The organism is Bacillus sp. BR3(2024) (assembly GCF_039134555.1).
Taxonomy (GTDB): Bacteria; Bacillota; Bacilli; order Bacillales; family Bacillaceae_G; genus Bacillus_A; species Bacillus_A cereus.
On the sequence record NZ_CP152433.1, the window covers coordinates 1,750,546 to 1,764,545 of the forward strand.

A 14,000-nucleotide genomic window follows, 5' to 3' on the forward strand; every position below is an offset into this window, starting at 1 on the left:
TGTTACTATTAATAATGAGAAAAAATAAAGTAGTAGGGGAAATAAAATGAAAAAAACAATTGATCATATCGGAATCGCAGTTCGTGATATAGATAGTACGATACGTTTTTATGAACAGGTTCTATCAGGAGAATTAATAGATCGTTACGTAAGTGAGGCAACAGGTGTAGAAAGTGAAGTAGCCATTCTTGAAGTGGATGGAGATAGAATTGAATTACTTGCACCGACAAATAACACCACTTCACCAATTGCCCGATTTATAAAACAAAAAGGTAAAGGTGTACATCACGTTGCGTATCGTGTCGATGATTTAGATGTGGCTCTAGAAGAGTTAAAAGAACAAGGTATTCGGACATTAGAGCATACACTACGCATTAATAAGCACGGTAGAAGGTTAATTTATCTTAACCCAGCGGATACTGAAGGAACGATTATCGAGTATTGTGATTATCCGGAAGAGAAATAGAAGAGGGATATTTTTTTAAAGGTGTTACGTAATAACGTAATACCTTTTTATTTATGTATTTCACATTTTCTTCACAAATGATTCACGATAACTTTTCTTCTTTGATAACTTACATAAATATATTTTATGATATAATAACAATCGGCTTTAAAAATGTAAGTTGTATCTATCATAATAGTTACTATTATATTGGAAGCTTAGAGGTGGAAGAGAAATAAAGAGTTATACTTTATAGAAATTTATATTTAATCAGGTTAATATTTTGCCCAAGAATCAAACTTTGGAAGTTAAAATAATGAAAATAGAGCAATGAGGAAGAAAGAAGTGAAATGAGTGTGAAAGTAATGAGAAGATTAGGGACATGGCTATTACTTGTGTGTGTGCTTATCATATTGATCCCGCAAAGTGCATCTGCTCATGCGTACGTTGTGAAATCAAACCCTACTGAAAATGAAACATTGAAGAAAGCACCATCTGTTGTAAAAATCGAATTCGATGAGGACATACAAATCTCAAGTTTTAATACATTGTACGTGAGAGATACATCAGGTAAAAGGGTCGATTTAAAAGATGCTCATATTGATAAAAAAAATAAAAAGCTATTAGAAGCTGGATTGAAAGAGAATCTTAAAAATGGTCTCTACTCTATTCAGTGGAAAGCTATTTCAGCTGATGGACATCCCATTCAAGGAGTTATTCCATTCCGTATTGGATTAGCGGAAGCTGGAGCAGATGATATACAAGTAGAAGAGATGGGATATGTTCCGCAAATTGATATGATCATTGAACGTGGAATTTTATATACAAGTTTCTCACTATTTATAGGAGTGCTATTCTTTAATCTTATTATGTATAAAGGGAATGCAACCTCGGTTCGATCAAGGAGTAAGAACATAATATGGATTTCCTTATTAGGGATATTTACTAGCTTGTTATTCAATCTACCACTGCAAGCGAAAATAAATGCTGATGTTTCATGGCTAGAAGCATTCAATCCTTTACTATTAAAAGAAACGTTACAGCTTTCTGTTTTTAGTTATGTTTGGATTACTCAAATGGTTCTCGTTAGTTCGCTTATAATCGTTACGTATTTTGCGATGAGGCGTGAGAAGCTATCGTCTTTTAAAGTATGGAGTATTCCAATAGTGCTGTTTATTGGAATACTTGTTATGAAAGCATTTAATAGTCACGCATATGGTTTAAAGTTTAAAGATATTGCTGTTGTTATGGATTTTTTACATTTATTCGCAGCTTCATTATGGATTGGTGGTTTATCGTCTATTATTCTTCTGTTACGTAAAGAGGATAACAAATGGAATATGTATTGGGATATGATTAAGCGTTTTTCACCGTGGGCAACATGCGCTGTCATTGTGATTTTAATAACAGGTCTTTTTAACAGTACATTTTTTATTCCAACAATCCACTCGTTATTTGATACGAAGTATGGATTAGCTTTACTAGCAAAGCTACTTTTATTCGTTTTCATGGGGATATTGGGAATTATTCATTATGTGAAAGGGAAAATGAGAGCGGAGCAAGGATTAGGTGCTACGGTGAAAGTAGAGTTTATCATTGGAATTATCATTTTCGTCATCGGAGCTTTTATGACAAACGTACAAACACCACCGATGCCTCCTACTGGACCTTTTACAGAGAGTAAACAATTAGATAATGGATATGAAATGACGCTAAATGTAAGTCCTAATAGAGTAGGACAAAATATATTCCATATTACTTTAAAGGATGAGAACGGACAACCCGTTACTGATATGGAACAAATTATATTAACGACTCAATCGTTAGATATGAATATGGGAAAAGGATCATTTAAAGTTTCGGCAGTTTCACCGGGAGAATATGAAGCAGAAGGTATGTATATTAACATGACAGGAAACTGGAATATACAAGTACATGGATTAACGAAATCGCTTGATAGCTTCGATACGGATTATAAATTTATTGTAGGTGGCAGATAAAGTGAAACTTTAAGCAGCCCTCATCAATTGGGCTACCCGGCGAATAGCGGGATAAAGAGTAGGTATAGATAAAAAGGAGCTAATTGAAAATGGAACGTATAAAAAAATTAGGAACAACAATGATCGCAACAGCAATTACAATGGGAATGTTTTCGTTACCTGTTAGTGCGCACGTTACTGTGAAGCCAGCAACTTCTGACATCGGTTCTTGGGAGACTTACACGATAAAAGTACCAGTTGAAAAGAATATAGCAACAACAAAAGTTACACTGAAAATACCGTCTGGTGTGGAATTCCAACAGTATGAACCAGTGCCAGGGTGGAAAATGGAAGAGCAGAAAGATAATGCCGGAAAAGTGAAAACTGTAGTATGGGAAGCAATAGGAGAAGGGATTTTACCCGGTCAGTTCCAGCGATTTACTTTCGTCGCTAAAAATCCGGATAAAGAACAAAAAATAGCTTGGGATGCATATCAACAATATAAAGACGGAGAAATTGTTGAATGGACAGGCGATGAGAAAGCTGAAAAACCGCATTCACTTACTACAATTGCAAAAGGTACGTCATTAACAGGAGAACATGGTGAAGTATCTAATGTAGAAAAGAATGAAGGTACTAGTAATATGCAGTTGATAGCAATTGTTTTATCTATTTTGGCAATTGTATCTTCGGTAGGTGCGTGTGTTTTTGTAGTGCGTCGTAAAAAATAAGATATAAAAAAGAGCCTACAAATAGTAGGCTCTTTCTCATATTTATTTCACTTCAACCTGCTGCCTTACAGCAAGTGTTTTCGGCTTTATATTTACAAAACAAATGCTCACAACAATAAATAATAGGCCAATAAATAAGCTCATTGTAATGGCTTCATGTAAGAAGATTGAACTTACAATAATAGCGATAAGGGGAATAAGGAATGTATAAGCCCCTACTTTACTCGCTTCACCAGCTCCAACGAGTGTGAAGTATGCAAGCCACCCCATTGCAATAACAAAGAATGAAATAAAGAGTAGTACACTAACAAATGGCATACTCCAAGCAATACTAGACCAACTTTCAAATTCTGAGCCAAATCCGATTAAACAAAGACCACCGATAAGAAGCTGAATTGTTACCATCCAAATGGCATTCACACGGTGACCAGTCTTCTTAATGAATACTGTGCCAAGTGCCCAGCCAATAGCGCATCCTAACGCGAGAAGGATTCCAATAACAGAAATATGTCCTGTTAAACTGCTTGAGCTAATAACACCTACACCAATAAATCCGAGAACAAGCCCGAAAATTTTCAAGCCGTACATTGATTCTTCAAGCCATATCCACGAGAAAATACCGAGTAAAACTGGTTGTAGAAATACAATGGCGGAAAATAACCCAGCAGGCATATATTGAAGACCAACAGTTTGTAACCCGTAAAATATAATGATGTTAAGTAAAGAAGAAATAACGTATAAATGCCACGTTTCTTTTAAATGTAATTCTTTATATTTGGGTAGAGCGAAAAGGAGTAAAATGAATCCTCCAATTAAAGTTCGAACGCCTGCAAATAAAACGGGTGGTGTATAATGCAGGGCAAATTTAGATAAAGGCCAATTGATTCCCCACATGAAAACGAGAAAGGTAAGGATTATGGCCGTCTTAGTTCGAGAAAGCTGTGTCACGGTAAGACCTCCTTGTTGTTATTCATTTCACTATGATATGATATCGAATGTAATAAATAAAATGAATCTTTTTTATAAGGAGTATAAGTGATTAGTTATGACTATTACACAACTGCAAGTATTAATAAAAACTATTGAGTTAGGTAGTTTTACGAAGGCTGCCAGGGTGTTAAATATGACGCAGCCAGCTGTAAGTCATGCAATTTCAAGTATTGAGTCAGAGTTAGGAGTTACGATTCTTATACGTGATAAACGACAAGGATTACTCGTTACGGATGTAGGAAACAGAATTCTTGTACATATTAGAGAGATTTTGAACGGTGTAGAGAAGATTGAACAAGAAGTTGCGATGGAGAAAGGACACGAAGTGGGGACGATTCGAATTGGGAGTTTTCCGAGTGCTTCTGCACATTTCTTACCGAAAATGATAAACCATTTTAAGGAGAAGTATCCGAGCTTAGAGGTCGTTCTTTGTGAAGGAACAATTAAAGAAGTTGAAGATTGGTTAATATCGAGGGTTGTTGATATAGGAATTGTTATTTTGCCTAATAAAGAGATGGAGATTGTCCCGTTAACGAAGGGAAAAATGGTTGCTATCTTAAGAGAGGATCATCCTCTTTGTAAGAAGGACTCTATTACAATTCGTGATTTGGAGAATGAACCGATCATATTATGTAAGGGCGGATACGAACCACCCATCATTGATATGTTTAAACAAGCCAACGTACCACTTCGGGCTGAGTATGTAATTTCTACCGTTACTACAGCTTTAAATATGATTCAAGAAGGATTAGGCATTGCAATATTAGCTGAATTATCTTTAACGAATTTACCACAGAATGTGCAAACGAGAGAATTGGAGCCGCAAGTATGGAGAGAAATTGCTTTAGCTGTTCCTTCATTAAAGGATTCTTCAATCGCTGTACAGCTATTTATTGAAGAATTTCAAGCGCTATTTGCAGAATAAAAAGGGGTGTCTCATATATCATAATGGGGCACTTTTTAATTTGCTTATAAAAAATCTATGAAAAGGATTGACTTATTTTTTAGTTGTAACTATAATGATTACATCGAGGTGGTGATTACGATGAAAATTAGTAGCCGCTTTTCCATAGCTGTTCATATTTTATCTATTTTGAAAAACAATCCATCTTCACTTTGTACTTCAGACTATATGGCTGAGAGTGTCAATACAAATCCAGTAGTCATTCGTAAAATCATGTCGTACTTGAAACAAGCTGGCTTTGTTTACGTAAATCGTGGACCGGGTGGCGCGGGATTACTAAAGGATTTACATGAAATCACATTGTTAGATGTGTATCATGCAGTGAACGTAGTCGAAGAAGACAAGCTATTTCATATTCACGAGCAACCGAATCCAGATTGTCCAATTGGGGCGAATATTCAAGCGGTGTTAGAAATTATTTTAATTCAAGCACAATCCGCGATGGAAGAAGTTTTGAGAAATATTACGATGGGGCAGTTGTTTGAAACTTTGCAAGAAAAAATGAATGCTTAAATAATATTTATATTTTTTTATCATCAATGTAACTGATTTGATTACAACGATAAGGTAAGGTGTAAAAGTTATGACTGTAAAAATGAAAGTATACTCAGATTTTATATGTCCGTTTTGTTTTTTAGCAAAAGGTCCATTAGATGAGGTAGCGAAAGAGAAAGATGTAGAGATTGAATGGATGCCATTTGAATTACGTCCAAGTCCATATTCAAAAATAGATCCATGGAATGAACCAGAAAAATTAGGTTCATGGGATGCTTTCATTCTTCCGACAGCGAAGAAGTTAGGAATTGATATGCGCTTGCCACGTGTTTCACCACATCCATATACACATTTAGCTTTCGAAGGATGTCAATTTGCGAAAGAACGTGGACTAGGTAATGAGTATCATCACCGCGTATTCACAGCATTTTTCCAAGAAGAGCAAAACATTGAAGATATTGATGTGTTAACAAAATTAGCGGTAGAAGTAGGACTTCCTGAGGCGGAATTTAAAGATGCTTTAGTAACTCGTAAATATAAAGAAAAGCATCAAGAAGCAATTCAACACGCATATGATGAAGCGAATATTATGGCTGTTCCAACTGTCATGATTGGAGATGAAGTCATTCAAGGGCTTGCTAGTAAAGAAACACTAGAAAGGGTCATTGATAAAGAAATTGAAAAGGATAAAACAAATTCATTTGAAGGTATGCAATGTAATACCGATGGATATTGCTAATTCGCTTGTTATGAAATAACAAAATAAATGATAAAACAAACATTTGGAGGAATTAAAATGTCAGCAACTACAACAAACTTAAAAGAAGCAATCGTGAACCGCCATTCAATTCGTAAAGTAACAAAAAACGATGCAATTACGAAAGAAAAAATTGAAGAAGTGTTAAAAACAGCTTTACACGCACCAACATCTTTCAATATGCAAAGTGGTCGTATGGTTGTATTAATGGATGGAGAGCATGAAAAGTTTTGGGATATCGTTAAAGAAACACTAAGAGCACGCGTACCAGCAGAAAACTTTGAAGCGACTGTAGAAAGACTAAAAGGCTTCCATGCAGGTGTAGGAACAGTTCTATTCTTTGAAGATCAAGCAACTGTAGAAAAAATGCAAGAAAATGCCCCATTATACAAAGATCAGTTTCCATTCTGGTCTCATCAAGGAAATGCGATGTTACAACTTACTGTGTGGATGCTATTATCTGCTGAAGGAATTGGGGCGTCATTACAACATTACAACCCAATCGTAGATGCTGAAGTGAAAGAAACTTGGAACATTCCGGCAGAGTGGAGCTTAGTAGGTCAAATGCCATTTGGTGAACCAAACGAACAACCAGCAGAAAGAACGTTCTTGCCTACTGAAGATGTAGTGAAATTTTATTAAGAAATACAATATGTAACGAGAAGGAAGCTGTGCTTAAAAACAGCTTCCTTTTTTGTAGTGGTGTTAATTTATGCGCATTTAGGGAAGAAATATAAGAAATAATACGGTGAGAAGGGAATTAGAAAAATGAATGATGAGAAAAAATATACAGTGGTAGGTACTGATGTTGAGGAAGTAAAGCGTTTAAATAAAAATTCAGGGTTAACGTATAATCAAGTGAAAGAAATGTTAGCAAAGCAAATGCAAAAAAAGAAGTAATTAGATTGAAATCTTTCATTTTTTCATTTAGCATTTTGATTGGAGAGAGTTAAGTAAAAGGTAACTCTCTTTTTTGTATAGCTAAGCATCTTATAGAGTGGAGGAAGCAACATGAAGAAATGGGTAAAGGTAACGCTGTCTATCACTGGAGGCATTGTCTTATTAGCGTGTGCCGGCGGATATTACGTGTATAAAAATTATTTTCCAAAGGAACCTGAGCGTATTGTATATGATAAAGAAAGAGTGCTACAACCGATACATAATCAGCTTAAAGGAATCAATATAGAAAATGTAAAGATAAAAGAAAGAGAAGTCGTAAATGCGACTGTAGATGAGCTTCAAAAAATGATTGATGATGGAAAGTTGTCATATGAAGAATTAACGAGTATTTATCTCTTTAGAATACAAGAACATGATCAAAATGGAATAACATTAAATTCTGTTACAGAGATAAATCCTAATGCGATGGAAGAAGCAAGAAAGTTAGATCAAGAGCGGGGTAGAAACAAAAATTCGAATTTATATGGTATTCCTGTCGTTGTAAAAGATAATGTACAGACGGAAAAAGTGATGCCGACTAGTGCAGGAACTTATGTATTAAAAGATTGGATTGCAGATCAAGACGCAACAATTGTGAAGCAGTTGAAAGAAGAAGGAGCATTTGTTTTAGGAAAAGCGAATATGTCTGAGTGGGCGAACTATTTATCTTTTACAATGCCAAGCGGGTATAGCGGGAAGAAAGGACAAAATTTAAACCCGTACGGTCCGATTACATTCGATACTTCAGGATCAAGTTCAGGATCTGCTACAGTAGTTGCAGCAGATTTTGCGCCGCTTGCAATTGGAACAGAAACGACGGGATCGATTGTTGCACCAGCGGCGCAGCAATCAGTAGTTGGGTTACGTCCATCTTTAGGTATGGTAAGTAGAACAGGAATTATTCCATTAGCTGAAACTCTTGATACAGCAGGACCTATGGCAAGAACAGTAAAAGATGTAGCAACGTTATTTAATGCAATGATAGGTTATGACGAAAAAGATGTTATGACAGAAAAAATGAAAGATAAAGAAAGAATTGATTATACAAAGGATTTATCAATAGATGGATTAAAAGGGAAAAAGATAGGGCTTCTTTTTTCTGTAGACCAACAAGATGAAAATAGAAAAGTAGTAGTAGAAAAAATTAGAAAAGACCTTCAAGATGCAGGTGCGATATTAACTGATAATATCCAGTTAAGTGCTGAGGGTGTAGATAATTTGCAAACATTAGAATATGAGTTCAAGCATAATGTAAACGACTATCTTTCACAGCAAAAGAATGTACCGGTAAAATCGTTAGAAGAGATTATAGCGTTTAATAAAAAGGATAGTAAAAGACGAATAAAATACGGACAAACATTAATTGAAGGGTCTGAAAAATCTGCTATAACGAAAGAAGAGTTTGAAAACGTAGTGCAAACGAGTCAAGAAAATGCAAGAAAAGAGCTAGATAGGTATTTAGTAGAAAAAGGTTTGGATGCTCTAGTTATGATTAATAACGATGAAGTCCTTCTATCAGCTGTAGCTGGTTATCCGGAATTAGCGGTTCCTGCTGGATATGATAAAAATGGAGAACCAATCGGTGTAGTGTTTGTAGGGAAACAGTTTGGTGAAAAAGAGCTTTTCAATATTGGATATGCGTATGAACAGCAGTCTAAAAATAGAAAATCACCTAGTTTATAAAAGATTATATGAAAAATAACTGCCACCGAAATTATGTTGGTGGATTCCAGTTAAACGAATCTAACAATATGAAAAGAAAAAAAGGATTCTTCTCAATTAGTAAGAAAGATTGTCTATAGGAGTTCATAAAATGTAATATATTCAATTTCCATCCATTGAAGGGGGGTTAATTCTTAATGAATGAAGTAAAGAGTTTTTTTCGAAGTAGAGGGTTTCAACGGTTTCTCGTTTTAATAATAGTAGCGCTTGTATTATACGCATTAAAAAGTATGATTAATTTAATATTAATTACGTTTATACTGACGTTTTTAATGGATCGATTTCAACGTTTTATTTCAAGAAAATTGAAAGTAAACCGGAAAATTGTTATTGCATGTTTATATATAATACTAGTTTCCTTTATAGGCACAACATTATATAAATATTTACCTGTGCTGACGATACAAATTTCACAATTAATTTATCAATTTAAACTGTTTTTTCAAAATCCACCTGATAATGAAATCGTTAAATATGCACTTTCGACAATTAATGGGATGGAAGTATCAAAATATATAGAACAAGGTGTAGACGTCATATATCAATCAATAGCAAATATAGGAAAGGTAAGTTTACAAATATTATTATCTCTAATTTTAAGCTTATTTTTCTTATTAGAAAAAGAGCGTATTATTACATTTACATCAAAGTTTAAAGATAGTAAGTTAAAAATCTTTTATGGAGAAATTGCATATTTTGGTGAAAGATTTGCAAGATCGTTCGGCAAAGTAATTGAGGCTCAGTTTTTAATTGCCGTTGTAAATTGTATTCTTACTGTCATTGCATTAATCGTTTTAGGATTTCCACAGCTACTTGTATTAGCTGTTATGATTTTCTTACTAGGGTTGATTCCTGTTGCAGGTGTGATTATTTCTTTGTTTCCACTTTGTATCATTGCTTACAACGTAGGCGGAGTTATGTACGTAGTATACATACTCGTATTCATAACAGTAATCCATGCTCTTGAAAGTTATTTTTTAAATCCGAAGTTTATGTCTGCAAAAACAAATTTACCAATATTCTACACATTTATGATTCTTATCTTCTCAGAGCATTTCCTTGGAATATGGGGGCTTATTATCGGGATACCAATCTTTATCTTTTTATTAGATGTACTTGATATAAATAATGAGGATGCGACTAAAAAATAAGAAATGATAGAAAATCACTAAAAAGTCATAGGAGATAATGAAAATAAAAAGCAATCCAAAATAAATTGGATTGCTTTTTATCTTAATTAAAGAACCGGAGCCATTGTTTCTTTCAATACTTGAACAGAGTGGTCGAATTTTAATTCTTCATCTTCACTTAATTCAACCTCTAAAATTTCACGAACACCGCCGCGATTTAAAACAGCAGGTACCCCGATATAAACATCTTTTTGACCGTATTGACCTTCTAAGTAAGCTGATACAGTTAATACACTATTTTCGTCGTTTAAAATTGCTTTTGTAACACGTAGAAGTGACATACCGATACCATAATAAGTTGCGCCTTTACGCTCAATAATATGGTAAGCTGCATCACGGACGTTTATGAAAATTTTGTCTAAATCTTCTTGATTATACGTGTTGTCTTTTTCAAGCAGTGTTTGTAGTTTTTGGATACCAACGGAAACATGGCTCCAAACTGGAAGTTCAGTATCGCCGTGTTCTCCGATAATATAAGCGTGAATGTTGTGTGGACCAATATCGAAGTACTCACCTAACATATAGCGGAAACGAGCAGAATCAAGCGTTGTACCAGAACCGATTACACGTTCTTTCGGTAAACCAGATTCTTTCCAAGTTACGTAAGTTAAAATATCTACAGGGTTTGTTGCGATTAAGAAGATGCCATCAAATCCGCTATCCATAATACTGCGAACGATTTGTTTGAAGATTTTAGCGTTTTTCTCAACTAAATCTAAACGTGTTTCGCCTGGTTTTTGTGGTAATCCAGCTGTAATAACTACAAGGTCAGCATCTTTACAATCTTCGTAGCTGCCTTTCCATACTCTAGTTGGAGCTGGTGCGAATGGAACAGCATGACTTAAGTCCATTGCTTCCCCTTCAGCTTTTGCCTCATTTACATCGACTAAAACAAATTCTTCAGCTACAGCCTGGTTAATCATGCAGTAAGCATAACTACATCCAACTGCTCCTGTTCCTACTAATACAACACGGTTAATACCTTTTTTCATTTCAAAATTCCTCGCAATTTCATTGATTTTATTATGTAAGATAATACGTCTTACTTCTATAGAGTCATATCTAGTTTATTACATTTTATAAAAGATATTCAAGTATTTGAAAATGTATCCGTGCAAATCCGCGAACAAAACATAGGAATTCAGTGAACCGAATATAATTCAGTAAAATCCTTTGTAAAAGGGGAAATGGCATGGGGAATCCATTAGCAATGGAAGAAATGCTTCATATTATTCATGCAGGGCTTGTTAAAAAGAATAACCCAAAACGGATTACGATTGCAGGTGCAGGGATTTCTGGATTAGTTGCAAGTTCTTTATTAAAAGAGGCTGGGCACGAAGTAACGATTATAGAAGCAAATAACAGAGTAGGTGGCAGAGTGTATACGATTCGGGAACCATTTAGTGTGGGTTTATATTTTAATGCGGGACCGATGAGAATCCCTGACACCCATAAGTTAACCTTAGCGTATATTCATAAATTTAAACTACCTTTAAACCTTTTTATAAATAAAACTTTTGCAGATATCATTTATACGAATAACATTCAAACGAGATTGAATGTGTTTGAAAATGATCCAAGTGTACTTGAATATCCGGTTTTGGATAAAGAAAGAGGAAAAACGGCAGAAGAGCTAATGATTGAAGTATTAGAACCAATACTAAATTACATTAAGAAGGATCCTGATAAAAACTGGCTTATCGTTGAAAAAAAGTATAAAACGTATTCGCTTGGTTCATTTTTAATGGAGTATTATTCAGATGGTGCGATAGATATGATTGGGGTACTTCTTGATATGGAAGCTTATATGGGAATGTCCTTAATTGAAGTATTACGTGAAATGATTTTCTTTACTTCAACAACGAAATATTATGAAATAACTGGTGGAATGGATAAGTTATCGAATGCATTCTTACCACAATTAAGGGAACATATTTTAATGCCGTATAAGGTTGATAAAATTATACAAGAAGATAATAAAGTAATGTTACAAGGAAATCATGAACAAACGTTAGAGCAATTTACAATAACAAGTGATTTTGCTATTATTACAATTCCATTTTCAGCGTTAAGATTTGTAGAAGTTCAGCCATACTATTTATTCTCTTATTTTAAAAAAAGAGCAATTCGTGAATTAAATTATATTGCTGCAACTAAAATTGCAATAGAGTTTAAAAGTAGATTTTGGGAGAAAGCGGGACAGTGTGGCGGTAAATCTATTACTGATTTACCGATACGGTTTACATACTATCCGAGTTATGGCATTCATACTCCAGGACCAGCTATCGTTATAGCAAGTTATACGTGGGCAGATGAGGCGCTAACATGGGATAGTCTCCCGCAAAGAGATCGTATTCGGTACGCATTAAAAAATTTAGCGGAAATATACGGGGACATCGTCTATAGTGAGTTTGTCACTGGAACATCTTTTAGCTGGAGTAAAAATCCGTATTCTTGCGGTGCATTTACAGCTTTCGAACCAGGCCAAGAGCTCGAGTTATTTCCGTATATTACACCACCATCTGGAAAAGTACATTTTGCAGGAGAGCATACGACATTAACACATGGATGGATGCAAGGGGCAATTGAGTCTGGAGTTAGAGTTGCATATGAAGTAAATGAACAGTGAATCTCTTATATTTACAAATGGTCATTCTTTTAATAAAATGATAAATATAAATCGTAATTATTACGCTTTGAATACATTTGAAGTAAAGAAATGGATGGTCGGTTGAATGAATAAAGTGGAGATTCATATATTAGGTGGTTTTTTAGGTAGTGGAAAATCAACATTATTACAAAATTTATTGTTAGCAGAGAAAAAGAAGAATAGAAAAGTTGCAGTATTAATGAATGAAATTGGTGAATACTCAGTAGATACAGATATTATTGGAAAAGAGAATGTTTTAAGAGAACTTCTTAAAGGATGTATTTGTTGTACGTTAAAAGAAGAGCTTGAAATACAATTACATTCGTTATACCAACAAGAAAGACCAGATGTAATTTATATAGAAACGACAGGTGTTGCGCATCCAATTGAAGTGTTAGACGCGTGTGTCTCGCCAATTTTAGCTCCTTTTCTGGAAGTGAAATCAATTGTAGTCGTTTTAGATGCAGTAAGGTGGTTAAATCGAAGTATATTAAGTGCAAATGTACAACAGCTATTGCATGAGCAACTGAAATTTGGTAGTCACATTCTTGTTAATAAAGCAGATTTACTAACAGATGAAGATAAGAATACAGTATTTGAAGAAGTAAAGGCAATAAATGATCATGCGAAAATGTATGAGACAAAGTATTGTAATATATCTTTAAAAGATATAGAAGAAGCAGAATTTCCAAATGATGAGGAACACGAGACACTACATGTCAAACAGCATTTACATATACAAACAATGACATATCAATTTACGAAACCGATTGATCAAGACAAATTATATGAATGGCTTTCGAATTTACCAGATAGTATTTATCGAGTGAAAGGTTTTGTGAAATTCCATGGAGATAAATACCCTCACCTATTCCAATATTCGTTCGGAGTACCAACTTTATTAGAACAAGACTTCGGTTTCCCGACAAACTTAGTAGTAATAGGAGAAGGACTAGATAAGAAACAATTGGCTGAAGGGTTAGAGAAAGTAGAACTTAACTCTAATTAAGGGGAAAAGACTAACTTAAAAATAAGTTAGTCTTTTTGTATGGTCATTACTGAAATGAAACAGTATTTTCAATTGGATTGCAGAATATATATTGATTGTATGTCCGTTTCCATTACATAGGAAGGTGAT

At 34.5% G+C, this 14,000-nt stretch carries 14 protein-coding genes; 12 read left to right on the forward strand and 2 right to left on the reverse strand.

The window, feature by feature from the left end:
- The first annotated feature begins 46 nt into the window (after positions 1–46).
- From V7S45_RS09095 to V7S45_RS09105, 3 genes are all read left to right on the forward strand, one after another.
- Positions 47–466, forward strand: coding sequence for a VOC family protein (locus tag V7S45_RS09095; protein WP_000750856.1), 420 nt, complete (start codon positions 47–49; stop codon positions 464–466).
- Positions 467–795: 329 nt separating this feature from the next.
- Entirely contained in the window at positions 796–2,445 is a 1,650-nt protein-coding gene (locus V7S45_RS09100) for a copper resistance CopC/CopD family protein (protein ID WP_342761750.1), read from the forward strand.
- An 89-nt stretch (positions 2,446–2,534) separates the two neighbouring features.
- Positions 2,535–3,155: a DUF1775 domain-containing protein gene (locus tag V7S45_RS09105; RefSeq protein ID WP_000439685.1), complete on the forward strand. Its 621-nt coding sequence runs from the start codon at positions 2,535–2,537 to the stop codon at positions 3,153–3,155.
- 42 nt (positions 3,156–3,197) lie between these two features.
- Here V7S45_RS09105 and V7S45_RS09110 read toward each other — a convergent pair whose 3' ends face one another.
- Positions 3,198–4,103, reverse strand: a complete 906-nt coding sequence (locus tag V7S45_RS09110; protein ID WP_000192812.1) for an EamA family transporter — start codon at positions 4,101–4,103, stop codon at positions 3,198–3,200.
- 97 nt (positions 4,104–4,200) lie between these two features.
- Between V7S45_RS09110 and V7S45_RS09115 the strand changes: the two genes are divergently transcribed.
- The 7 genes from V7S45_RS09115 (at position 4,201) to V7S45_RS09145 (ending at position 10,173) form a co-directional block, all read left to right on the forward strand.
- Positions 4,201–5,070, forward strand: a complete 870-nt coding sequence (locus V7S45_RS09115; protein ID WP_000156743.1) for a LysR family transcriptional regulator — start codon at positions 4,201–4,203, stop codon at positions 5,068–5,070.
- Between the two features lie 120 nt (positions 5,071–5,190).
- Positions 5,191–5,622: an Rrf2 family transcriptional regulator gene (locus tag V7S45_RS09120; RefSeq protein ID WP_000704073.1), complete on the forward strand. Its 432-nt coding sequence runs from the start codon at positions 5,191–5,193 to the stop codon at positions 5,620–5,622.
- 70 nt (positions 5,623–5,692) lie between these two features.
- A complete protein-coding gene (locus tag V7S45_RS09125) occupies positions 5,693–6,343 on the forward strand; it encodes a DsbA family oxidoreductase (protein ID WP_000216673.1) in 651 nt (216 codons plus the stop codon).
- 57 nt (positions 6,344–6,400) lie between these two features.
- The gene (locus V7S45_RS09130; RefSeq protein WP_342761751.1) at positions 6,401–7,003 is read left to right on the forward strand and encodes a nitroreductase family protein; all 603 of its coding nucleotides are present in this window, start codon (positions 6,401–6,403) and stop codon (positions 7,001–7,003) included.
- A 126-nt stretch (positions 7,004–7,129) separates the two neighbouring features.
- A complete protein-coding gene (locus V7S45_RS09135; protein ID WP_000997344.1) occupies positions 7,130–7,261 on the forward strand; it encodes a hypothetical protein in 132 nt (43 codons plus the stop codon).
- A gap of 111 nt (positions 7,262–7,372) precedes the next feature.
- Entirely contained in the window at positions 7,373–8,983 is a 1,611-nt protein-coding gene (locus tag V7S45_RS09140; RefSeq protein WP_000759479.1) for an amidase family protein, read from the forward strand.
- 176 nt (positions 8,984–9,159) lie between these two features.
- Positions 9,160–10,173, forward strand: a complete 1,014-nt coding sequence (locus V7S45_RS09145; protein ID WP_048518828.1) for an AI-2E family transporter — start codon at positions 9,160–9,162, stop codon at positions 10,171–10,173.
- 86 nt (positions 10,174–10,259) lie between these two features.
- Here the strand turns inward: V7S45_RS09145 and V7S45_RS09150 are convergent, their stop codons facing one another.
- Entirely contained in the window at positions 10,260–11,204 is a 945-nt protein-coding gene (locus tag V7S45_RS09150) for an L-lactate dehydrogenase (RefSeq protein WP_000715321.1), read from the reverse strand.
- Between the two features lie 200 nt (positions 11,205–11,404).
- Here V7S45_RS09150 and V7S45_RS09155 point away from each other — a divergent pair, with 200 nt between their 5' ends.
- Complete coding sequence (locus tag V7S45_RS09155; RefSeq protein WP_342761752.1) at positions 11,405–12,841, forward strand: flavin monoamine oxidase family protein; 1,437 nt, start codon at positions 11,405–11,407, stop codon at positions 12,839–12,841.
- A 106-nt stretch (positions 12,842–12,947) separates the two neighbouring features.
- Positions 12,948–13,871 carry a GTP-binding protein gene (locus V7S45_RS09160; protein ID WP_001044939.1) on the forward strand — a complete coding sequence of 308 codons (924 nt, stop codon included), beginning with the start codon at positions 12,948–12,950 and terminating at the stop codon, positions 13,869–13,871.
- The last annotated feature ends 129 nt before the right edge of the window (positions 13,872–14,000 follow it).

Coding starts and splice junctions, on each gene's coding strand:
- V7S45_RS09100 (WP_342761750.1), top strand. CDS start 796: ATGAGTGTGAAAGTAATGAGAAGATTAGGGACATGGCTATTACTTGTG.
- V7S45_RS09105 (WP_000439685.1), top strand. CDS start 2,535: ATGGAACGTATAAAAAAATTAGGAACAACAATGATCGCAACAGCAATT.
- V7S45_RS09095 (WP_000750856.1), top strand. CDS start 47: ATGAAAAAAACAATTGATCATATCGGAATCGCAGTTCGTGATATAGAT.
- V7S45_RS09140 (WP_000759479.1), top strand. CDS start 7,373: ATGAAGAAATGGGTAAAGGTAACGCTGTCTATCACTGGAGGCATTGTC.
- V7S45_RS09120 (WP_000704073.1), top strand. CDS start 5,191: ATGAAAATTAGTAGCCGCTTTTCCATAGCTGTTCATATTTTATCTATT.
- V7S45_RS09125 (WP_000216673.1), top strand. CDS start 5,693: ATGACTGTAAAAATGAAAGTATACTCAGATTTTATATGTCCGTTTTGT.
- V7S45_RS09155 (WP_342761752.1), top strand. CDS start 11,405: ATGGGGAATCCATTAGCAATGGAAGAAATGCTTCATATTATTCATGCA.
- V7S45_RS09115 (WP_000156743.1), top strand. CDS start 4,201: ATGACTATTACACAACTGCAAGTATTAATAAAAACTATTGAGTTAGGT.
- V7S45_RS09135 (WP_000997344.1), top strand. CDS start 7,130: ATGAATGATGAGAAAAAATATACAGTGGTAGGTACTGATGTTGAGGAA.
- V7S45_RS09130 (WP_342761751.1), top strand. CDS start 6,401: ATGTCAGCAACTACAACAAACTTAAAAGAAGCAATCGTGAACCGCCAT.
- V7S45_RS09160 (WP_001044939.1), top strand. CDS start 12,948: ATGAATAAAGTGGAGATTCATATATTAGGTGGTTTTTTAGGTAGTGGA.
- V7S45_RS09145 (WP_048518828.1), top strand. CDS start 9,160: ATGAATGAAGTAAAGAGTTTTTTTCGAAGTAGAGGGTTTCAACGGTTT.
- V7S45_RS09150 (WP_000715321.1), bottom strand. CDS start 11,204: ATGAAAAAAGGTATTAACCGTGTTGTATTAGTAGGAACAGGAGCAGTT.